Annotated in this window: 17 protein-coding genes; 8 read left to right on the forward strand and 9 right to left on the reverse strand. The window is 71.5% G+C overall.

All coding sequences use genetic code 11. The features are described 5' to 3' along the window. Positions 1-36: 36 nt before the first annotated feature. On the reverse strand, positions 37-1,050 hold the full coding sequence (locus ACNPQM_RS19130; protein ID WP_418084943.1) for an AraC family transcriptional regulator: 1,014 nt from the start codon (positions 1,048-1,050) through the stop codon (positions 37-39). Between the two features lie 260 nt (positions 1,051-1,310). Between ACNPQM_RS19130 and ACNPQM_RS19135 the strand changes: the two genes are divergently transcribed. The 3 genes from ACNPQM_RS19135 to ACNPQM_RS19145 are packed head-to-tail and all read left to right on the forward strand — an operon-like array spanning position 1,311 to position 3,228. Further along, the gene (locus ACNPQM_RS19135; protein ID WP_418084944.1) at positions 1,311-2,048 is read left to right on the forward strand and encodes an enoyl-CoA hydratase family protein; all 738 of its coding nucleotides are present in this window, start codon (positions 1,311-1,313) and stop codon (positions 2,046-2,048) included. Further along, positions 2,036-2,629 (forward strand): TetR/AcrR family transcriptional regulator, encoded by a 594-nt coding sequence (locus tag ACNPQM_RS19140; protein WP_418084945.1) that lies wholly within the window; start codon positions 2,036-2,038, stop codon positions 2,627-2,629. Before ACNPQM_RS19135 ends, ACNPQM_RS19140 begins: the two co-directional genes overlap by 13 nt. 2 nt (positions 2,630-2,631) lie before the next feature. After that, positions 2,632-3,228, forward strand: a complete 597-nt coding sequence (locus ACNPQM_RS19145) for a hypothetical protein (protein ID WP_418084946.1) — start codon at positions 2,632-2,634, stop codon at positions 3,226-3,228. Between the two features lie 43 nt (positions 3,229-3,271). On the opposite strand, the gene ACNPQM_RS19150 is transcribed toward ACNPQM_RS19145, so the two are convergent. Next, positions 3,272-4,381, reverse strand: coding sequence for a citrate synthase 2 (locus tag ACNPQM_RS19150; RefSeq protein ID WP_358856768.1), 1,110 nt, complete (start codon positions 4,379-4,381; stop codon positions 3,272-3,274). Between the two features lie 224 nt (positions 4,382-4,605). On the opposite strand from ACNPQM_RS19150, the gene pdxH reads away from it, so the two are divergent. Next, positions 4,606-5,232 (forward strand): pyridoxamine 5'-phosphate oxidase, encoded by a 627-nt coding sequence (gene pdxH, locus ACNPQM_RS19155; protein ID WP_366133709.1) that lies wholly within the window; start codon positions 4,606-4,608, stop codon positions 5,230-5,232. A gap of 241 nt (positions 5,233-5,473) precedes the next feature. Here the strand turns inward: pdxH and iscB are convergent, their stop codons facing one another. After that, positions 5,474-7,099 (reverse strand): RNA-guided endonuclease IscB, encoded by a 1,626-nt coding sequence (gene iscB, locus ACNPQM_RS19160; protein WP_418084947.1) that lies wholly within the window; start codon positions 7,097-7,099, stop codon positions 5,474-5,476. A 333-nt stretch (positions 7,100-7,432) separates the two neighbouring features. Here iscB and ACNPQM_RS19165 point away from each other — a divergent pair, with 333 nt between their 5' ends. Beyond that, on the forward strand, positions 7,433-8,779 hold the full coding sequence (locus ACNPQM_RS19165; protein ID WP_418084948.1) for a PAS domain-containing protein: 1,347 nt from the start codon (positions 7,433-7,435) through the stop codon (positions 8,777-8,779). A 69-nt stretch (positions 8,780-8,848) separates the two neighbouring features. Here the strand turns inward: ACNPQM_RS19165 and ACNPQM_RS19170 are convergent, their stop codons facing one another. After that, a complete protein-coding gene (locus tag ACNPQM_RS19170) occupies positions 8,849-9,604 on the reverse strand; it encodes an SIS domain-containing protein (protein ID WP_358856770.1) in 756 nt (251 codons plus the stop codon). A gap of 210 nt (positions 9,605-9,814) precedes the next feature. Between ACNPQM_RS19170 and ACNPQM_RS19175 the strand changes: the two genes are divergently transcribed. Further along, positions 9,815-10,507, forward strand: coding sequence for a metal-dependent transcriptional regulator (locus ACNPQM_RS19175; protein ID WP_358856771.1), 693 nt, complete (start codon positions 9,815-9,817; stop codon positions 10,505-10,507). 654 nt (positions 10,508-11,161) lie between these two features. Then, a complete protein-coding gene (locus ACNPQM_RS19180; protein ID WP_358856912.1) occupies positions 11,162-12,055 on the forward strand; it encodes an alpha/beta fold hydrolase in 894 nt (297 codons plus the stop codon). Between the two features lie 24 nt (positions 12,056-12,079). Here the strand turns inward: ACNPQM_RS19180 and ACNPQM_RS19185 are convergent, their stop codons facing one another. The 4 genes from ACNPQM_RS19185 to ACNPQM_RS19200 all read right to left on the reverse strand — a co-directional run bounded on the left by ACNPQM_RS19185 (position 12,080) and on the right by ACNPQM_RS19200 (position 18,045). Then, a complete protein-coding gene (locus tag ACNPQM_RS19185) occupies positions 12,080-13,729 on the reverse strand; it encodes a transporter (RefSeq protein WP_418084949.1) in 1,650 nt (549 codons plus the stop codon). Next, complete coding sequence (locus tag ACNPQM_RS19190; protein ID WP_418084963.1) at positions 13,726-14,517, reverse strand: ABC transporter ATP-binding protein; 792 nt, start codon at positions 14,515-14,517, stop codon at positions 13,726-13,728. Before ACNPQM_RS19190 ends, ACNPQM_RS19185 begins: the two co-directional genes overlap by 4 nt. 190 nt (positions 14,518-14,707) lie before the next feature. After that, positions 14,708-17,233: an FtsX-like permease family protein gene (locus ACNPQM_RS19195; RefSeq protein ID WP_418084950.1), complete on the reverse strand. Its 2,526-nt coding sequence runs from the start codon at positions 17,231-17,233 to the stop codon at positions 14,708-14,710. Continuing rightward, positions 17,233-18,045 carry an ABC transporter ATP-binding protein gene (locus ACNPQM_RS19200; protein ID WP_418084951.1) on the reverse strand — a complete coding sequence of 271 codons (813 nt, stop codon included), beginning with the start codon at positions 18,043-18,045 and terminating at the stop codon, positions 17,233-17,235. The genes ACNPQM_RS19195 and ACNPQM_RS19200 overlap by 1 nt, the downstream gene beginning before the upstream one ends. 113 nt (positions 18,046-18,158) lie before the next feature. Between ACNPQM_RS19200 and ACNPQM_RS19205 the strand changes: the two genes are divergently transcribed. After that, the gene (locus tag ACNPQM_RS19205) at positions 18,159-19,142 is read left to right on the forward strand and encodes a helix-turn-helix transcriptional regulator (protein ID WP_418084952.1); all 984 of its coding nucleotides are present in this window, start codon (positions 18,159-18,161) and stop codon (positions 19,140-19,142) included. 16 nt (positions 19,143-19,158) lie between these two features. Here the strand turns inward: ACNPQM_RS19205 and ACNPQM_RS19210 are convergent, their stop codons facing one another. Beyond that, on the reverse strand, positions 19,159-19,737 hold the full coding sequence (locus tag ACNPQM_RS19210; protein ID WP_418084953.1) for a TetR/AcrR family transcriptional regulator: 579 nt from the start codon (positions 19,735-19,737) through the stop codon (positions 19,159-19,161). Positions 19,738-19,848 lie beyond the last annotated feature (111 nt).

The following is a 19,848-nucleotide window of genomic DNA, read 5'->3' on the forward strand; positions in this document are numbered from 1 at the left end:
CCGTGTCCACGAACTATCCGGTTCGGAGCCGGGGAATCACGCGTTTGTGGATAGTCCGTGCCGCCCCTTCGAGGTATCCGAGGGCAGCCGCCCGTACTCCTGCCGGTACTCGGCGCTGAAGCGGCCGAGGTGCGTGAAACCCCAGCGGCAGGCGACCTCGGTGACCGATCCGGTGGCGTTCCCCTCGGCGATGGCCGTCAGTTCGCGGTGGGCATGGTCGAGCCGGACCCTGCGCAGGTAGGCCAGGGGCGTGGTGTCCAGGTGCCTGCGGAAGCCCTCCCGCAGAGCCCGCACGCCGACCCGGGCGGCCTGCGCGATGTCGGAGACGGAGACGGCCTCGTCGGCGTGCACCTCGCAGTAGGCCGTCGCGCGGCGCAGGGCGCCCGGCAGCATCGTGGTGCCGCCGCCGGGCACCTCGACGCTCCAGGAGTGGGCCTGGACGTCCAGCAGGGTGTCGACCAGCAGACGTTCGAAGTGCCGTACGCCCAGGCCGGGACGGTGCGCCAGCGGGGAGAGCAGGAACTGCCGGAAGGCGTCGACGAGCGCCAGCCAGGAACGCACGGCCGGGTCCGCCCGGTCCAGCAGGTGCCGGTGGAAACGCAGCGGCCTCTGCGGTACGTCGCCCAGGCGCACCGCGGCCACCTCGGTCATGGTGTCCCGGGACATGGCGAGTGCCCCGTTGACCGCCAGGTGGTCCCACTCCATCGAGACCACGTCGCCCGGTCCCGCCACGGACAACGAGGACGGCAGCGCGGTGCCGTTGACGACCACCACCCCGGCACCGGCCTGGGGAAGGATGACGTTGTAGAAGCCGGGCAGATCCTGTGCCAGCAGCCGCACCGGAGCACCGTAGGCCAGGTCGTACAGCCCCACGGAGCCCTCGTGGAAGGCCCGGAACCTGCCCGGCAGCCGCTGAGGCCCCAGGATCGTCAGCCGGTGCGGCGACAGGCGTCGGCCCACGACCTGGCGCAGTTCCTCGATGTCTCCCCCTTCGTAGATCGGCACCGGCTCCGCCGTGCCGCCCCCCTGATCCAGTGCGTCGACCGCCACTGCCTGCCCCCGTTGCCGAACCGCATCCGACCGCCCCGCAACCTGCGGCGCCGCACAACTCTGCGACCCGGGCGCGCGGTGGGGCAAGGAGATTCGAACAGCTCCCGCTGGGCGTGTCGCGGACCTCGGGCCACCAGGACTTCTTCCGGCGTGCGCGCGCGACGAGGCTCGTCGAGTCCTCGAAATCATGCAAGCACGCTTGATTGTTCTTGCTCCTGCTGCCACGCTCGGCGAGGTGCCCCGCAGAAGGAGAGCGATCCATGAGCCAGCTCGCCCCGCCCGCCCATGAGCGCGGGATCACCACACTCACGCTGGACTCCCCGGCCAACCGCAACGCGCTGAGCGCCCCCCTGGTCGGCGAGCTGTCCGAGGCCCTCGACGCCTGCGCGGCCGATGACGCGGTCCGGGCCGTGGTCCTCACCCACACCGGGACCACGTTCTGTGCGGGGGCCGACCTGAAGGCGCCGGCCGACCCGCACGCCTTCGTCGCCCTGATGCGGCGCATCGTGACGCTGCCCAAGCCGGTCGTGGCCCGGGTCACCGGGCATGTCCGGGCGGGCGGGTTCGGGCTTCTCGCATCCTGCGACATCTCGGTGGCGGGTCCGGCGGCGACGTTCGCCCTCACCGAGTCCCGCCTGGGCCTCGCCCCCGCCATCATCTCCCTCCCGCTCCTGCCGCGCATGGACCCCCGCGCCGCGGCCCGCTACTACCTCACCGGCGAACGCTTCGACGCGGCCGAGGCCGCCAGAACCGGCCTGGTGACGCTCGCCGCCGAGGACGCGGACCAGGCGCTCGTACCCGTACTGGACGGACTTCGCCGGGCCTCACCGCAGGGGCTGGCCGCATCGAAGGAGCTGGTCACAGCTACTGTGCGGGAGAGTTTCGACCAGTACGCCGAAGACCTCATCGCCCGCTCGGCAGCACTCTTCGCCTCCGCCGAGGCACGGGAAGGGATGACGGCCTTCCTCGAACGACGGGAGCCCGCATGGGTGTTGTGACGCCCCCCACCGACCGGACCCCCAAGCAGGACCGCAGCCGCGCCACCCGCCAACGGCTGCTCGAAGCCGCGGTCGCCTGCCTCGCCGAACACGGCTGGGCAGGCTCCACGGTCTCCGTCGTCGCCGAACACGCCGGGGTCTCCCGCGGCGCCGCCCAGCACCACTTCCCCACCCGCGAGGACCTGTTCACCGCCGCCGTCGAATACGTCGCCGAGGAACGCTCCGCCGCCCTGCGCGCCCTGCCCGTCCAGAGCCGTACGGCTGTCGTCGCCGCCCTCGTCGATCTCTACACCGGCCCGCTCTTCCGCGCCGCCCTCCAGCTCTGGGTCGCCGCTTCCAACGAATCCCAGCTCCGCCCCCGTGTCACCGAACTCGAAGCCCGCGTCGGCCGGGAGACCCACCGCATCGCCGTCGAACTCCTCGCGGCCGACGAGACGAAGCCCGGCGCACGCGAAACCGTCCAGGGGCTCCTCGACATGGCCCGCGGCCTCGGGCTGGCCAACGTGCTGACCGATGACACCGCCCGGCGTCAGAGGGTCGTGGCACAGTGGGCGGCACTGGTGGACGACGCACTCGACTGACCTTGGGGGACCTTGTGGGTGACTACTTCCAGACGATCGTCGACCTCGACGCCACCGAGCAGGACGCCGTACAGCTCGGCGCCGGGCTCCTCGACTGGCTGATCACCGAGGGAATCGTCAGCGCCGAGCGCACCGACTGTGTCCTCGACGGAGACGGCTACGGCAACGCACCTGGTCCGAACCACGCCGAGGCCGTCGACGACCCGGAACCGGTCGAGCTGTGGAGCAACGGCCTCTACGTTGCGACCGGACGCACCGTCTTCGACAGCGGCCAGGGCGACGCGGGAGCCGCCACCTGCCCGCTCTGCGCCACCGAGATCCGCCTCGTCGACGACACCTGGTGCCCCGTCGACAGTGCCTGGGCCCCGCTCGCGGGCCGACTCGGCGCCTGGGCGAACGGCGGCGAAGGCATCGTGGAGTGCCCCTCCTGCCACCGGCCCTCCGGCATCGACCGCTGGAGCTGGGAGGACGACTACTACGCCTGCGGGCAGCTCGGCCTCACCTTCTGGAACTGGGCGGAGCTGACCTACGGCTTCGAACAGGAGGTGCGGCGCCGCCTCGGCGGGCACCGCACCGTCACTCTCCGCGGCAAGCTCTAGGGCGTGTTTCGAACCCCGCCGGGTTTGCGCAGCACCGGGACCGTCAGTTTCCCAGACCCGTGATCTGCTCGTACCCCTCGATCTCCCGCGGGTCACGCGGCCCGGGACCGACGTACCTCGCCGACGGCCGCACCAGCCGCCCCGTCCGCTTCTGCTCGAGGATGTGCGCCGACCATCCCGCCGTACGCGCACACGTGAACATCGACGTGAACATGTGCGCCGGAACCTCCGCGAAGTCCAGCATGATCGCTGCCCAGAACTCCACGTTCGTCGCCAGCACCCGGTCCGGGCGCCGCGCGTGCAGCTCCTCCAGCGCGGCCTTCTCCAGTGCCTCCGCCACCTCGAACCGTGGCGCGCCAAGCTCCTTCGCCGTACGCCGCAGCACGCGCGCCCGCGGGTCCTCGGCCCGGTAGACCCGGTGTCCGAAGCCCATCAGCCGCTCACCCTTGTCCAGGGCCTTTCTCACGTACGCGGTGGCGTCACCGGTCCGCTCGATCTCCTCGATCATGCCGAGGACCCGGGACGGGGCGCCGCCGTGCAGCGGACCCGACATCGCGCCCACCGCACCGGACAGCGCGGCCGCGACATCGGCGCCGGTCGACGCGATGACCCGGGCGGTGAACGTGGACGCGTTCATGCCGTGCTCGGCGGCCGAAGTCCAGTACGCGTCCACGGCCTTGACGTGCTTCGGGTCCGGTTCGCCGCGCCAGCGGATCATGAACCGCTCGACGACGGACTGCGCCTTGTCGATCTCGCTCTGCGGGACCATCGGCAGCCCCTGCCCGCGCGCCGACTGGGCGACGTAGGACAGCGCCATCACGGCGGCCCGCGCCAGATCGTTGCGGGCGGTCTCCTCGTCGATGTCGAGGAGCGGCTTCAGCCCCCAGACCGGCGCCAGCATGGCCAGCGCGGACTGCACATCGACCCGAATGTCACCCGAGTGGACCGGGATCGGGAACGGCTCGGCGGGCGGCAGCCCGGGGTTGAACGCCCCGTCGACCAGCAGACCCCACACGTTCCCGAACGACACATGACCGACGAGATCCTCGATGTCGACCCCGCGGTAGCGGAGTGAGCCGCCCTCCTTGTCGGGTTCGGCGATCTCCGTCTCGAACGCGATGACTCCTTCGAGTCCGGGTACGAAGTCGGACATCATGCGGCTCCCTCGATCGACGGGCTGTATGGAGGCCACAGGGGCCTACCCCAAGATATTGGCGGGTTCCCACGATGCGGGGAAGCGTGACATCCGGCACAGCCACCCACGTCATCCATGCGCGATTGACACCCCTCCATACCGGGCAGACTCGGCCCCTGCGGCAGGATGGCCCCGTGCCCACCGCAGATTCCCCTTCCGATTCCACCACCGATCCGGCCGCGATGCGCGAGCAGTACCGCTCCGAGGGCTTCACCGAGGACACGCTCGACGCCGACCCCATGCAGCAGTTCGCCCACTGGTTCCGGCAGATCGCCGCAGGTGGCATGGTCTACGAACCGAACGCCATGGTGGTCTCCACGGCCACCCCCGACGGCCGCCCCTCCTCCCGGACGGTGCTGCTGAAGAAGTACGACGACCGCGGTTTCGTCTTCTTCACCAACTACGCCTCCCGCAAGGGCCGTGAGCTGGCCGCCAACCCGTACGTCTCCCTGCTCTTCCCCTGGCACCCGCTGGCCCGCCAGGTCATCATCACCGGCACTGCGGCCCGTGTCGCCCGCGAGGAGACGGTCGCCTACTTCCGTACCCGCCCGCACGGCTCCCAGCTGGGCGCCTGGGCGAGCGAGCAGTCGACGGTCATCGGCTCGCGCCAGGAACTCATCGACCGGTACGAGGAACTGGCGGCCCGCTACCCGGAGGGCGAACACATCCCCGCACCCCCCGAGTGGGGCGGCATCCGTGTCGTACCGGAGACGATCGAGTTCTGGCAGGGCCACGAGAACCGTCTCCACGACCGGCTGCGGTACGTACGCGAGGGCGAGGGCTGGCGAGTGGAACGCCTCAGCCCCTGACCGGCCCCGGACACGCAGAAACCCGCGGGCTCTGGTCCCTCCTTGCGGAGGAGCCGGCCGGATCTACCGGCGAGCCCGCGGGTCGGTGACTGCTTGGGTTTCGGCAGACAGCCTGCCGAGGTGCACGAAGTGCGACGACGGGCTGTCAGCCCGCAGCCACCTCACGAATCCGATAAGACTGCACTTTTCGGATCACCTCCTTTCGCGTGTGGCCCCAGCCTAGGAACCTTCGGCGGGTGTCTCAACCCTTTTTCATCAGCGGCTCCTGTGCAGTGCTGTACGCGTATCCGTCGGCCCGCTGGAGCAGCCGCAGGTTCACGTGGGACACGTTGAAGCGGCCGGCGGGCGTGGTCAGGCTGTGCTGTCCGGACGATCGTACGGAGATACGCCCGGTCCACGTGCCTGCCCACCTGCCGTTGCGCACGGTGGCGCGGACGAGGTCTCCGGTGGCGAAACCGTAGTGCTGCTTCCGGCGCGGGCGAATGAGCCGGGGGAATCCGTACCGGTCGGGTGTGGTGCGGGCGTAGGTGCCTCGCCCGGTCGCCTTCACGATCTGGACCGGCTGAGGCACGCGGACGATCGCGTCTCCGCTCGGGTGGTCCAGTCGCCCGACGGAGAGGGCGTCGAGCGTATGGGTCTTGGGCAGGCCCATGGCCGTACGGTTCCACTTTGTCCGGCCACCCGACGAGGCGTGCACCGACTTGGAGAGTGTGCCGAGGGCATCAGTGAGCAGCTGTCGGGTCGCGTTCATGACTGCGGCGTCGCGGAGGGGAGCCTTGATCTGCGATCGGATCACCGCGAGACAGGCCGGGCGGCGGGCCAGGAATTCTTCCACGAGGGTGGAGGCTTTGGCCTGGTTGCAGGGGGCGCAGGCAAGGGTCAGATTCGAGATGCGGTCGGAGCCGCCGCGGCTGCGGGGCCGGATGTGGTCGATGTTCAGAGGCACGCCGGTGGCACCGCAGTAGGCGCAGGCGCGTCCCCGTGTGGCGAGCAGGTATTCGCGGATTTCGGTGCCCGCGAGGGTGCCACTGCGGTATTCGGCAGCAGTGAGGCTGTGGCCCGCGCTCATGGCGTGGGTGTCGAAGGCGACCTGCTCGATGTGGATCTCGGTGACCGGAGCCCACCGGCAGAGGCGGCGGACGGTCGCTGCCGTGGTGTCGACCCGATGCTGCACCGACGGGGGTAGCCAGTCCTCTCGGCGGGTGCGGTTGCCCGACCGGCGCGCGCGGTAGCGGCAGTTCGCCGATCGTCGTCGGTGCCGGTACCCGGCTCGCTGCCCCATGGCCCGGTGGATCTGCTCGCCCCGATGTCGTAGCTCGAGTGAAATGAGTCCGCGCCGAACGGTCACAGGTGTGTCGCCTGGGCCGGTTTCTTTCTTCGTGTCGGTGAGGGCGATACCGGTGCCCTTGGACCCGGGGTCGATCCGTAGCTGCACTCCGGCGACGTCGGATCCGGCGCGTGTGCGGTCTTTGAGACGGATGGTGAAGGGGGCATGTCGTACGACGACAGCGCGCCCCTTGGTGAGTAATTCGCGTGCGCGTGCGGGATGGCAGGGCATGAGTGGCTGTCCGCCCTTCGCGAGGACGAAGACTCTGCCTGCGCCTGTTCCGCCTCCGTACGTGTTGCTGTGTGAGGGGACGTCACCGTCCCCGGTCTCTGCCTTTGTGGCGTGACGCCGACGGGGCCGGGTGCTGCGCCCGCCGGTCTCCCCTCGCCCATGTTCCCTGCCGGTGCCCCGCGCGATGGCGGGTTGTCCGTGAGCCGTTTCGTCCCTGCTCCCAGGGGTGTCTGCTCTCGCGGATTCCAGTGCGGGCTGCTGAGGAAGCACAGCTCGGTGGGTCTGCTCGCCTGCGGGGAACGTAGTCATCAAGGGCACCGGCCTTTGATCGCTGATCGTGATGACCAGGGCTGTTCACTCGGCTCGCCTCGCGAGGAGGGAGCGGGAGCGAGTGATCTCCTTTCAACGTGTCAGTGCGGGACGCTAGCTCTGTTAAGGGCGGGCGGGGTGAGGAGGTGACCATCACCACCCGTAGGCGTGTTTTTTTGCCGAACATCGAATGCCCGATTGTTCGTCGTGTTAGTCGGTGAACTCGCACGACGGGCTCGACCGATTTCCCGGAAGTCGATGTGTGCTGAGTCACGTTCGAGTTCAATGATCTGACGTGTGGCAACGGCGGACACGTCCGGCAGGGGGTCCGGGATGAGCGCTTCCAGGAGCAGTGGGATCACCGACGCCCTCGGCCCCGATCCCATCCCCGGGGCGGAGCTGCTCGCGGCGTTGCTCGACGGCATGGACGCGGCGCTCTGCGCGTTCGACGCAGGCGGTGCGATCACCCACTGGAACCGCGAGGCCGAGCGGATCCTCGGCTGGACCGCCGAGGAAGCGGTGGGGCGGCCCGGGTTCGCGGGGTGGGCGGTGCGCCATGCGGACGCGGGTGAGGTGCACGGGCGGCTGATGGCGGCCATGGACGCGCCGGGCCGCCAGGTCCACGAGTTCGCACTGCTGCGCAAGGACGGCGGCCGGGTGCTCGTACGGACCCAGTCGGCCGGGGTGCGGGGCGCGGACGGGAAGTCGGCCGGGGTCTACTGCGCGTTCGGCGAGGTGCACGCCCAGATCGACCTGGAGCGGTCGATCGCCCTCAGCGAGGCGCTGTTCGAGGACGCCTCCTGGGGGGTGGTCCTCGTCGACGTGGACCTGCGGCCGACGGTCGTCAACGCCTATGCGGCGCGCGCGCTCGGCGGCGGCCGTACGACGATGCTGGGACGCCCGCTCGGAGAGCTGCTCGTGCAGGGTGTCGAGGACCTGGAGGGCGCGCTGCAGCACGTCCTGGCCGAGGGGCCGCCGCCCGCACCCGCCGACCTGTGGGTGACGCTGCGGACGGCTGCGGGGGACCGGCGGCGCTGCTGGCACAGCGGGTTCCTGCAGCTGGCGTCGCCGCTCGTGGACGAGCCGGTTCCGTTGGGGGTCGGCTGGCTGTTCCAGGACGTGACGGCGGATCGGCTGGCGGCGCAGGAGGCGGACCGGGTGCGGTTCCGGTCGAACCAGCTGCACCGGGCGTGCCGGTCGGCGGCCGAGTGCGAGGACCCGATGGAGGCGGCGACGTCCTACCTGGACTACGCACTCGCGGGCTTCGCCGACCATGCCCTGATCGACCTGGTGGCGGGGGCGCGGCTGGTCCGGGCGGCGGCGACACCGGCCGACGCCCCCGGCCCGTGCCGGCCCGTGGCGGGAGGCGGCATTCCGCTCCGCTACGCCCCGGGCCATCCGGCGCTCGAGGCGGTGGACCGCACGGGCTCGGTTCGCGCGAGCGCCGGTGCGGCGCCGCGGGCCGAGGCCTGGGCGGCGGACCGTCAGTGGCCGGGCGACTCGGTCCATGCCCTGTGCGCGGTGCTGCGGAGCCGGGGCCGGACGCTCGGCGTGGTGACGTTCCTCCGGGCGGTGAACCGCAGCCCTTTCGAACGTCAGGACGCGACGTACGCGGAGAGCGTGGCGGCCCGGGTGGCAGCAGCGGTGGACCTGTCCCGGGCACTGCCCGCAACCCCGTAGGGCCACCGGTCCGGCGCGTCCGCCGCTCGAGGACGGAACCGATCGCCCGGGGAAGCCGCAGCCCCTGCCTCAGTGCCGGTAGAAGATCCGGTCCGCGTACTCCGCCATCACGCGTCCGTTCCACTCGTGCCCGCCATCGACGTTCCCCGACCGCAGCAGCGGCGGCTCGATCCCCCGCTCGACCAATCGCTCCGCGGCCGTCGCCATCATGGCCTGCATCACCGCACTGGTGACCACCGTCGACGCGGGCGCGAACGGCGCCTCGACGCCCTCCGCCGTCAGCTCCGCGTCGCCGATCGCGATCTTGCTGTCGACCACGATGTCGCAGTGGTCCCGCAGGAACCCGCCCGAGACGTGCCGCGACCGGGTCCCGTCCGCGTAGGCGACCGACGTGACGCCGATGACCTTCAGACCGAGTGCCCGCGCGTTGACCGCCATTTCGACGGGCAACGCGTTGCGCCCGGAGAGCGAGATGATCACCAGCAGGTCGCCGGCGCCCGCCGGGCTGGAGTCGAGCACGGCGCCGGCCAGCCCCTCGACCCGTTCCAGCGCCGAGCCGAGCGTCGCCGGCATGACGTCGACGCCGAGTGTGCCGGGCACGGCGAGCACGTTCATCAGGGCCAGTCCGCCGGCCCGGTAGACGACGTCCTGGGCGGCGAGGGAGGAGTGGCCGGCGCCGAACGCGAAGAGCCGGCCGCCCGCTTCGACGGTGTCCGCGATCGCGGCGCCGGCTGCCGCGATCTGGCCGGCCTCCTCGTCGCGTACACGTTCCAGCAGGCCGATCGCTGCATCGAAGAACTGACCGGCCAGCTTGCTCTCGCTCATGGAGGAGGCCCTCTCCGCAGGGGTGGGGTAGTGGGGTATCCGTGCCGCGGATCACGTTGCGGTCTGGACCAGTGACCTGTCAATACCGTCCGGGACGCGAACGGGCGGTCCGGGGTTGGGTCGGCACGGCACGGTTGTCAGCGGTATGCGTCAGAATTGCCTGAGGGCCAGCGCACGACGTTTTTCATGTCACAGCATCGAGGGGCACGAATGTCCGGACTGATCGACACAACGGAGATGTATCTCCGCACCATCCTCGAACTCGAAGAGGAAGGCGTCGTTCCCATGCGCGCCCGGATCGCGGAACGGCTGGACCAGAGCGGTCCGACGGTCAGCCAGACGGTGGCGCGGATGGAGCGCGACGGTCTGGTGCAGGTCGCGGGCGACCGGCATCTGGAGCTGACGGAGGAGGGCCGTCGGCTGGCGACCCGGGTGATGCGCAAGCACCGCCTCGCCGAGTGCCTGCTCGTCGACGTGATCGGCCTGGAGTGGGAACAGGTGCACGCCGAGGCCTGCCGCTGGGAGCACGTGATGAGCGAGGCGGTGGAGCGGCGGGTGCTGGAGCTGCTGCGCCACCCGACGGAGTCCCCGTACGGGAATCCGATCCCGGGCCTGGAGGAGCTGGGCGAGAAGGCCGAGGCCGACCCGTTCCTGAACGCCGACATGGTGAGCCTGTCGGAGCTCGACCCGGGAGCCGACGGCAAGACCGTGGTGGTGCGCCGGATCGGTGAGCCGATCCAGACGGACGCCCAGCTGATGTATACGTTGCGGCGGGCGGGCGTGCAGCCCGGTTCCGTGGTCAGCGTGACGCAGTCGCCGGGCGGGGTGCTGGTCGGCAGCAGCGGTGAGGCGGCGGAGCTGGACGCCGACGTCGCCTCGCATGTCTTCGTGGCCAAGCGCTGACCGGAGGCGGCCCGGGGGACCGCACGTGTGAACGCGCGTAGAACGCACGCGGGGTGCCGGAGCGTAACGTCCGGTTTCCGATTTTCCGTCCCGAATGGCAGCGGCCGGGCGCATCGCGTGCCAGGCTGTGGCTGAGCCATACCTGAGAGTGCCGGCCGCCTGGCCATGCGGGCGGGGAGGGAGCAGCGGATGCGCCCGTCGTACTGGCATGTGCAGCAGAGGGCGGCTGCCACGATCATGAGCACCCGGACCGCCCCGCCCGTCAGCCCTGCCCAGAGGGGCAGGACCGCCCTCGAGGCCGCGGCCCCGCACGTCGCGGCCCCGGCCCCGCATGCTCCGGCGCACGCCGCCCCGCGCGCCCCCCGGACATGGGAGGGCCCCGGCGCCGCATGGCGCCGGGGCCTCTCCTCCCCTGTTCCGACCTGGAGCCCCGAGCTCTCAAGGTCGGTCCCCACGGACCCTCATCCCCGAGTGGTCCGCCTCCCGGAGAAGATCTCCCCTCAGTGGCCGATGTCAATCCTCGGCAGGGGTCACTCGAACGAGGGGTGTTGCGCGCCGAACACCGATTTTCGAATACAGGTTCGATAGTCTGGCGTGACACGACCACACGGCGATCGAGCGGTTGTCGAGGACCAGAAGGGGGTGCCAGGAAACATGGTGCGGCGCATTGATGTAACCGGATCCGACGGCGTACGCCTCGCGGCGTGGGAGTTCGCGGATCCGCCCAAGGAGCGCACGGAGGGCGAACGCGCCCCCGGGGTCTTACTGCTTCACGGACTGATGGGCCGGGCCTCCCACTGGGCCTCCACCACTCGCTGGCTCGCCGAGCGGCACCGGGCGGTCGGGCTCGACCAGCGAGGGCACGGCCGCAGCGAGAAACCCGCCGAGGGCCCGTACACCCGTGAGGCGTACGTCGCCGATGCCGAGGCGGCGATCGAACAGCTCGGCCTGGCCCCCGTCACCGTCGTCGGCCATTCGATGGGCGCCCTCACCGCCTGGCAGCTCGCCGCGAAGCGCCCCGATCTGGTCCGGGCCCTGGTCATCTGCGACATGCGGGCCTCCGCGCTCGGCGCGGCCTCGCAGCGGGAGTGGGAGGACTGGTTCAAGTCCTGGCCGGTGCCGTTCGCGACACTCTCCGACGTGCGGAAGTGGTTCGGCGAGGACGACCCCTGGGTGGAGCGGCCGAACCCGGCCCGCGGCGACTTCTTCGCCGAGGTGATGGCCGAGCGCGCCGACGGCTGGCGCCCCGTCTTCTCCCGCCGCCAGATGCTCCAGTCCCGCGCGACATGGGTGTACGACGCGCACTGGGAGGAGCTGACGCAGGTCCGGTGCCCGGCACTGGTGCTCCGCGGCCTGGACGGCGAGCTGGGCCGGGCGGAGGCCCAGGAGATGGTCCGCGTACTGCCGCACGGACAGTACGCGGAGGTGGCGGACGCCGGCCATCTCATCCACTACGACCAGCCGGAGGGCTGGCGCGCCGCGGTCGAACCGTTCCTGGAGGAGTTCGCCGAGGACCCGCGGAACGACCGCGAGCCCGTCTCCCCGTGACGGAGCGGCCCGACCCGGCTCGCGTCACCCCTTGCTGACCGCCGCCAGGATCTCGGGCAGCCGGTTCGCCGTGCGCGGTGCGGCCAGCCGCAGCCCCGCCCAGGCGACCAGCGCCCCGTACGCGCTGCCGGCCGGCAGCAGCACCCACATCCAGTTTTCCGCGTCGACGAGATGCAGCCAGATCGTCGCCACGATCAGCGGCGCGCACAGCAGCGCCGCCGAGACCATGCCGCCGAAGATCGAGATCCAGGCGAGCCCGGCCTGCCCCGGTGCCACGTTCTTGAACCCGCTGTCCTGAGGAATCGAGTACGGGAAGTTGGCCGATGCCAGCGCCCCCGTCGCCAGCATCGCGCCCAGCAGGGCGAGCGACAGCCCTATGGCGCTCGGCAGCTTCTCCCAGTCGCCGAGCACCGCCGCCGTCACCACGGTCACCAGCACCGTGTACGGGAGAGTGATCACCAGCAGTGCCGCCGCCCGCCCCCGCAGTTCGAGGTAGGCGTCCCGGGTGGAGGAGATCGTCAGCGCCACCATCCAGAACGCGGAGGTGTCCTGCCCGAACTGGTTGTACATCTGGATGCCGAGCATCCCGGCGGCGAAGCAGGCGAAGTAGACCGAGCCGGTGCCCTGCACCGCGTTGAGCAACGGCACGATCAGCCCGATGGCGAGCGCCGTCACCCAGGCGGCCTTGGTCTTCGGGTCCCGTGCCACATACCGCAGACTGCGCTGTATCACCGTCCCCGTGCGCCCCTCGGGCAGCAGCGCGGAGAGCCGGGAGCCGCCCCTGCCGGACTTCTCCCGGGCCGCTTCGGCGGCGCCCAGGGTGGAACCGTCCGGGGCGGTCATCAGCTTCACCAGACTCCGCTGCCAGAGCCACAGCAGCGCTCCCAGCGCCGCGACGGAGAGCAGCAGTTGTGCCACGGCCCGCCCGTACGACCCCTGCGCCGCCGAGTCCACCGCGCCGATCGCCGAGGCGGGCGGCAGCCAGCGCACCACCTCCGCCGCCGGGTCAAGCGCGGCCAGCCCACCGGACCGGCCCAGCCGCTGCGCACCGAAGTTGACGACCTGGATGCCGACCGCGACCACGAGTCCGCTGAGCAGCGCCAGATCGCGGCCCTTGCGGGAGCTCAGCAGCCGGGTGTTGGCCGTGGCGACGGCCCGCGCCAGGGCGACACACACCACCAGTGTCAGCGGCACGGCGACCACCGCGCACACCACGGCCGCCGCCCCGTGTGTCACCGCGAACGCCGAACCGGCCGCAAGGCAGAGCGTGAACAGCGGTCCGAAGCCGACGAGCGATGCCACCAGCAGCGCCCCGACCAGCGGGCGTGGCCGCAGCGGCAGCATCACGAGCCGGCTCGGGTCGAGGGTTTCGTCGCCGCTGGGGAAGAAGAGCGGCATCACCGCCCAGCCGAGCGCCAGTACCCCGGCCAGCAGGACTGTCAGGGAACCCGCGTGGGCATGGCCGCGCAGTGCGGCCAGCGCGACGATCTGGCCCGCGGCGAACAGCAGGGTGAGGACGACGGACGAGATGTACGCGACCCGTCTGCCGGAGGACTGCCGCAACCCGTTGCGCAGCAGCGTCAGCTTGAGCCGTACGAAGACGCGGACGAGCCGTTCGCCGCCACCGGCGGCGGGGCGGGCGGCGGAGGTGACGGGTGTGTCGAGCACGCTCATCGGGCGCCGCCCAGCCAGTCGAGGGAGTCACCGTTGTTCCGGCCGCCCGCGCCGACGAGTTTGAGGAACGCGTGCTGCAGCGACGGCGCGTCGCCGCGCACCTCCGCGAGGGTGCCCTGCGCCCGGATCGTGCCGCCCGCCATGACGGCCACCCAGTCGCACAACGACTCGACGAGCTCCATCACATGGCTGGAGAAGACGACGGTCGCCCCCGAGCGGGTGTACCGCTCCAGGACCCCGCGGATGGTCTGCGCCGAGACAGGGTCGACGCCCTCGAACGGCTCGTCCAGAAACAGTACGTCGGGGTTGTGCAGCAGCGCCGCGGCGAGCCCGATCTTCTTCCGCATGCCGGTCGAGTAGTCGACGACCAGCTTGTTCCCGGATCCCGCCAGGTCGAGCACGTCCAGCAGCTGGTTGGCCCGCTGGTCGACCTCGGCGCCCGGCAGCCCACGCAACCGTCCGATGTACGCGAGGAGTTCGCGCCCCGAGAGGCGTTCGAAGAGCCGCAGCCCCTCCGGCAGGACGCCGATCCTGGCTTTCACTTCGACCGGGTCCCGCCAGACGTCGTGCCCGCCGACCTCGACCGTGCCGTGGTCGGGACGGAGCAGCCCGGTCACCATCGACAGCGTGGTCGTCTTGCCCGCGCCGTTGGGTCCGACCAGGCCGATGAACTTGCCCGCGGGCAGCTCCAGATCGACCCCGGCGACCGCGACCTGTTCCCCGAACCGCTTCCACAGGCCTTGTACGCGAACGGCGGGCGGCGCCGTTCGCGCCGCGCCCGCTTCCATCACCGCGCGTGATTCCGCCGTGTTTTGGTCCGACATGGTGCTCCTGCCTTCGATGTCCCCGTATGAGAGACCCAGACTACGAAAGGCGTCCGGCGGTCGGGGTGCAGGTGACGGGGGCAAGCGGCAGGTTCGTTCCACGAACGTCACAACTCGGGGTGCGCGGACGGCCGGTCCGCCGCCGATCGCGCGCTCACTCCGCTTCGGTCGGCGTCCCCGCCCCGCTTCGTTGCGTGGCACGGGCCGGCAGGGCCGTCGAGACGAAGGCAAGGAGCACGGCTGTCGCGACGACGGCAAGACACGGCACGAGTGGTGCGTACGGTGTCGCGGCGCCGGTCATGCCCAGGCTGTACGCGGTCAGGGTCGCGCAGGCCACCGCCGCTCCCAGAGCGATCGCGAGCAGGGTGACCGTGAGCGTCTCCCAGCGGAGCATCGCGCGCAGTTGGCGGCCGCCCGCGCCGATCATGCGCAGGAGAGCGAACTCGCGGCGTCGGGCGGACGTCGACATCACGAGGGTGTTGACCACGGCGATCGCGGTGAAGGCGATCACGAGCCCCATCGCGATGTAGTTGACCTGGGCCTGCGCGCCTTCCTGGGTGCGGCGCGCCGCTGCCACGGCGGTGCGGTCCAGGACGTGGACCGTGGGGAAGGGGCGCAGCGCGGCGGTGAGCGCCGACCGGCTCGGCGCCCCGGCCACCAGGACCGACGAGGAGAGCGGCCGGTCGACATGCGCCGCCACCAACCGGTGCGGGAGCAGCAGATCGCCGAAGCCCAGCCCGCGTTCGTAGACGGCGGACACCTCGAGGTCCTTCTCGACCCCGTCGCCGAGCGTGACGGTGACACGGTCGCCGACCCGCGCGTGCCGGGTACGGGCCGCCAGGTCGCTGAGCGCCACCGTTCCGTCGCCCATCGCGGCGAGCGTGCCCGCGGTGACCTCCGGGTCGAGGGTCCGGGCCAGACCCGGTGAACTCACGCCCTGAGCGGGGAACTTGTCCTGCCCGATCCGCACCGTGGTGCGGACGACCTCCGTCACCGTCGTCCCCGGCACCCGCTCGCGCACGGCCTGTGCGGCCACGGCCGGGACACCGGGCTCCGAGGCGGCGAGGACGTAGGGGGCGCGCGTGCCGGACGCGGCCTGCTCGCCCGCCGAGTGACTCGACGTCGTCTGCGTGAACAGGATCGTCGAGGCCATCGCCACGGCCAGGCTCAACGGGGTGACCACGGCCGCGACACGCCGGGCGCCGGCACGGGTGTTCCGTGCGGCGAGGAATCCGGAGGCCGGGGAGATCCGCTGTGCGATCCCGCCCGTCACCCAGGTCGCGGACCGGGCGAGCGACGGGCCGAGCAGCGCGATCGCCGCGGCCGCGACGATCACCGACAGGAACGTCACCGGGGTGGCCGCCGCGTCGGTCTTCAGCCCGGACAGGACCACGACCAGGACGACGTACCCGACGGCGGCCAGGACCCCCGCGACGACCCGGCCGGCGTGCGGCCGCTCCGAGCCGAGCGCCGCCGCGGCGAGCCCCTCCGTAGGGCGCATCCGGGCCGGCCCGCGGGCGGACACCCGGGCCGCACCCCACGCGGCGAGCAGCGTCGCGAGGACCGCGGCGACGGGCGGGAACGCACTCACGGTGAGCTCCAGGGTGTCCGGCAGCGCCCCCACGGCCACGAACCGCCCGTGCATCCAGCGGGCCAGGAACAGCCCCGCGACCGCCCCGGGCGGCCCGGCCAGCAGCCCCACGACCAGTGCCTCGCGCCCCACCATGCGCCGCAGCTGGCGCGGTGTCGCGCCGACCGCCCGCAGCAGGGCCAGTTCCCGGGCCCGCTGCTGGATCGACAGTGCGAAGGTCCCGGCTACCACCAGCAGGGCGACGAGCAGCGACGTACCGCCCATCGCACCGCCCAGACTGATCAGGCTGACCCGCGCCTTGCCGGCGTCGATGAACTCGACGGGCCCGCGGTCGTCCCCCGACCGCACCTCCAGCGAGGGCGTGCCGGACACCGCCTTGAGAGCCCGGGCGCGTACGTCGCTCACCGTGGCGCCGGGGACCGTGAGCAGGCCGAGCGCGGAGACCTGCCCCGGGTGTCCGGCCAGGCGCCGTGCCTGCTCCGTGCTGAAGAACAGCGTCGACTGGCGGGCCAGGGCGTCACGGCCGGCCGGTGCGGCGATGCCGACGACCTCGTACACGGCGGGTGCGCCGGTCGACTGCACGGTCACCTTCGCACCGGTGCGCAGCCCACTGTCGGCGTCGGCCACGATCTCGTCCGCCCCGGCCGGCGCCCGACCGTCGCGCAACGCGAACGGCGTGAGCCGCGCCGACTCCCAGGCGTGGCCCCACGAAGCCCCCTCGGAGAGCGGGCCCTTGTCCGTCAACACATGTGCGGGGAAGGTGAGTTCGGGGACGACCGCGCGCACACCGGGCACGGCCGCGAGCCTCTTGACCAGGGCGGGGTCCGCCTTCGCCCAGGCCCGCTCGGTCAGCGGCTTGGACTTCTCCTTGGTCTTGCCCTTCTTGACCTTCGTCCAGTGCAGTTCCTGATCGGCCGTGACCAGCACGGGAGTTCCCGCGTACCGCTCCGTCGGGATCGTCCCGCGCAGCCCCGTGTCCAGCAGGGTCCCGCACGCGGTGACGAGGGCGGCGGCGAACAGCAGGGCCACGAAGGCGCCGGCGAAGGCGCCCTTGCGGGCCCGCAGCGTAGTCAGCGCGAGAGTCAGCATCACGCCCACGCTCCGAGGCGGCTCATGCGGTCGGCGACCCGCTCCGCGGTCGGCGCGGCCATCCGGTCGACGATCCGCCCGTCCGCGAGGAACAGCACCGCGTCCGAGTACGACGCGGCCATCGGGTCGTGCGTGACCATCACGACGGTCTGGCCGAGGTCGTCCACGGTCCGGCGCAGCAGCCCGAGCACCTCCTTGGCGGTCATGGTGTCCAGCGCGCCGGTCGGTTCGTCGCCGAAGACGACCTCGGGCCGGGTGACCAGCGCGCGGGCGAGGGCCACCCGCTGCTGCTGGCCGCCGGAGAGTTCGGCGGGCCTGCGCCCGCCGCGTCCGGTGAGCCCCACCTGGTCGGTGATCCGTGCCAGCCAGTCCGGGTCGGCCCGGCGCCCGGCGAGGCGCAGCGGGAGGGTGATGTTCTGTTCGACCGTCAGCGACGGCATCAGGTTGTAGGCCTGGAAGACGAAGCCGACGCGGTCCCGGCGCATCCGGGTCAGCGCGGTCTCGTCGAGGGCCGTCAGCTCCTGGCCGCCGAGGGAGACGGTGCCGCCGCTGGGCCGGTCGAGGCCGGCGGCGCAGTGCAGGAAGGTCGACTTGCCGGAGCCGGAGGGCCCCATCACGGCGGTGAAACTCCCCCGGGGGATGGCGAGATCGAGGCCGCGCAGCGCGTGCACCGCGCTCTCGCCGCGTCCGTACACCTTGCTCACGGCGTCGAGCCGGACCGCGGGGGCGGGCTCCCCGGAGCGGGAGCCGTCCGAAAGGGCTGAGGATGCGGGCGCCGTCGGGCGGCCCGCCGAAGAGAAGATCCAGGGCATGTGTTCAGCCTGTTGTGCCGCTGATCACTGCGCTACGGTCAGAAAGGGCGGCCACTGTCACCATGCTGCCAACGGGCAGGCCAGGGGGACCGGCTCCGGGGGGAAAACAGAACATGAGCCTGACATCGGTCGGGGTGTCCGACGAACACCTGCGGCTCTACCGCTACTTCCTGCGCCATCCCGAGCGCGGGGCCGAGTCCGCCGGAGGCGCCCTCGGCTGGGACCGCGACACCGTTGACGAGGGGCTGGACGCGTTACAGGAGCGGAGCCTGATACGGCTCTCCGAGCGGCACACGGTGCTGGTCTCCGATCCGGCGGTCGCCGTGGAGTGGCTGGTGGAACAGCGCCTGGGGGAACTCAAGTCCGCCACCGGCGAGGTGCTCGCCACCCGGGCCGTGATCGCCACGCTCATCGACGACCACAAGCAGGGCGTGGCCCGCTCCCCGAGCGACGACATCGAACGGGTCGACGGACCCGAGGCGATCCGCGAACGCCTCACCGACCTGGCCTTCTTCACCTTCCGCGAGCACATGTCGCTGCTTCCGTCGCCCTGGCGCCCCCACAACATCGACGAGGCCCGCGCCTCGGACCTGAGGATGCTCCGCCGCGGCATCCACTGGCGTACGGTCGCCACGCCGAAGGCGCTTGCCGACCCCGCGACCCTGGCCTATCTGCGGGAACTGGAGACGCTGGGCGGGGAGGTGCGCCGCACCGAGCAGGCGATCCGGCGGCTGGCGATCTGGGACCGCGGCGTCGCGATGGTCCCCGTCGACCCGGACGACCACTACGAGTCGACGCTCGTCGTCCGCCAGCCGGGCGTGGTGGCCAACACCGTGGCCTGGTTCGAGCAGGTCTGGGACACCGGCCACGAGCTTCCCGCCGAGGACGACCTCGCGGTACGGGCGCCGGTCCTGTCCGCTCTGGAGCACCGTGTCCTGGACGCGCTGACCCACGCGGACAAGGACGAGGCGGCGGCCCGCGAACTGGGCGTCTCCCTGAGGACGTTCCGCCGCTACGTGGCCGACATCATGCTGCGGCTCGGCGCGGCCAACCGCTTCCAGGCGGGGCTTCTCGCCAAGGAGCGGGGCTGGATCTGAGAAGGGAACTGCCGGACTAGCGCGGTCCCATTCCCGCGAAGAGGGTGTCGATGAGCCGGTCGACCCAGTCGTGGGTCAGGGGCCGCCGGGCGATCAGGTGCTGGAAGTACAGCGGGCCGGACAGGATCGCCATGGCGAGGTCCAGGTCGAAGTCCGGCGCCAACTGGCCCTGCTCCCGGGCGCGTTCCAGCCGCGCGATCGTCTTCTCGGCCTGGGGGGCGATGAAACGCTCGTCGAGCGCGTCGGCGACCTGGGGGTCGTGCTGCGCCTCCACCAGCAGGGCCACGTACAGGGGGCCCATCGGCGGGCGGCTCAGGAGGTCGACGGCCGTGTGGATCTGGTGGCGCAGATCGGCGATGACGTCACCGGTGTCCGGGTAGTCGAGGCCGGGTTCGTTCAGCGACAGCAGGGAGTCCAGGAACAGCGCGCCCTTGGAGGACCAGCGGCGGTAGATGGTGTGCTTGCCGGCACCGGCGCGGGCGGCGACCGCCTCGATGCTGAGCCGGGCGTAGCCGAGTTCCTCGCCCACTTCGAGCGTGGCCCGCATGATCTCTTCGGTGCGGCCCGCTCCGCGGCTGCTGCGTCTGTCGGTCATCGCCTCACGATATCGGCACGGCACGTGCCGTATTGACAGCTGCCTTCGCCTTCAGCATGATCCCCCCATCTCACTAACGGCACGGCACGTGCCGTTCAGTACATGCCCGAG

This window comes from Streptomyces sp. NPDC056231, assembly GCF_048270745.1.
Taxonomy (GTDB): domain Bacteria; phylum Actinomycetota; class Actinomycetes; order Streptomycetales; family Streptomycetaceae; genus Streptomyces.

Bases quoted from the DNA above. Each gene is read 5' to 3' on its own strand.
- ACNPQM_RS19135 (WP_418084944.1), top strand. From the start codon at position 1,311: ATGAGCCAGCTCGCCCCGCCCGCCCATGAGCGCGGGATCACCACACTC.
- ACNPQM_RS19140 (WP_418084945.1), top strand. From the start codon at position 2,036: ATGGGTGTTGTGACGCCCCCCACCGACCGGACCCCCAAGCAGGACCGC.
- ACNPQM_RS19150 (WP_358856768.1), bottom strand. From the start codon at position 4,381: ATGTCCGACTTCGTACCCGGACTCGAAGGAGTCATCGCGTTCGAGACG.
- pdxH (WP_366133709.1), top strand. From the start codon at position 4,606: ATGCGCGAGCAGTACCGCTCCGAGGGCTTCACCGAGGACACGCTCGAC.
- iscB (WP_418084947.1), bottom strand. From the start codon at position 7,099: ATGACTACGTTCCCCGCAGGCGAGCAGACCCACCGAGCTGTGCTTCCT.
- ACNPQM_RS19165 (WP_418084948.1), top strand. From the start codon at position 7,433: ATGAGCGCTTCCAGGAGCAGTGGGATCACCGACGCCCTCGGCCCCGAT.
- ACNPQM_RS19170 (WP_358856770.1), bottom strand. From the start codon at position 9,604: ATGAGCGAGAGCAAGCTGGCCGGTCAGTTCTTCGATGCAGCGATCGGC.
- ACNPQM_RS19175 (WP_358856771.1), top strand. From the start codon at position 9,815: ATGTCCGGACTGATCGACACAACGGAGATGTATCTCCGCACCATCCTC.
- ACNPQM_RS19180 (WP_358856912.1), top strand. From the start codon at position 11,162: ATGGTGCGGCGCATTGATGTAACCGGATCCGACGGCGTACGCCTCGCG.
- ACNPQM_RS19185 (WP_418084949.1), bottom strand. From the start codon at position 13,729: ATGAGCGTGCTCGACACACCCGTCACCTCCGCCGCCCGCCCCGCCGCC.
- ACNPQM_RS19190 (WP_418084963.1), bottom strand. From the start codon at position 14,517: ATGGAAGCGGGCGCGGCGCGAACGGCGCCGCCCGCCGTTCGCGTACAA.
- ACNPQM_RS19195 (WP_418084950.1), bottom strand. From the start codon at position 17,233: ATGCTGACTCTCGCGCTGACTACGCTGCGGGCCCGCAAGGGCGCCTTC.
- ACNPQM_RS19200 (WP_418084951.1), bottom strand. From the start codon at position 18,045: ATGCCCTGGATCTTCTCTTCGGCGGGCCGCCCGACGGCGCCCGCATCC.
- ACNPQM_RS19205 (WP_418084952.1), top strand. From the start codon at position 18,159: ATGAGCCTGACATCGGTCGGGGTGTCCGACGAACACCTGCGGCTCTAC.
- ACNPQM_RS19210 (WP_418084953.1), bottom strand. From the start codon at position 19,737: ATGACCGACAGACGCAGCAGCCGCGGAGCGGGCCGCACCGAAGAGATC.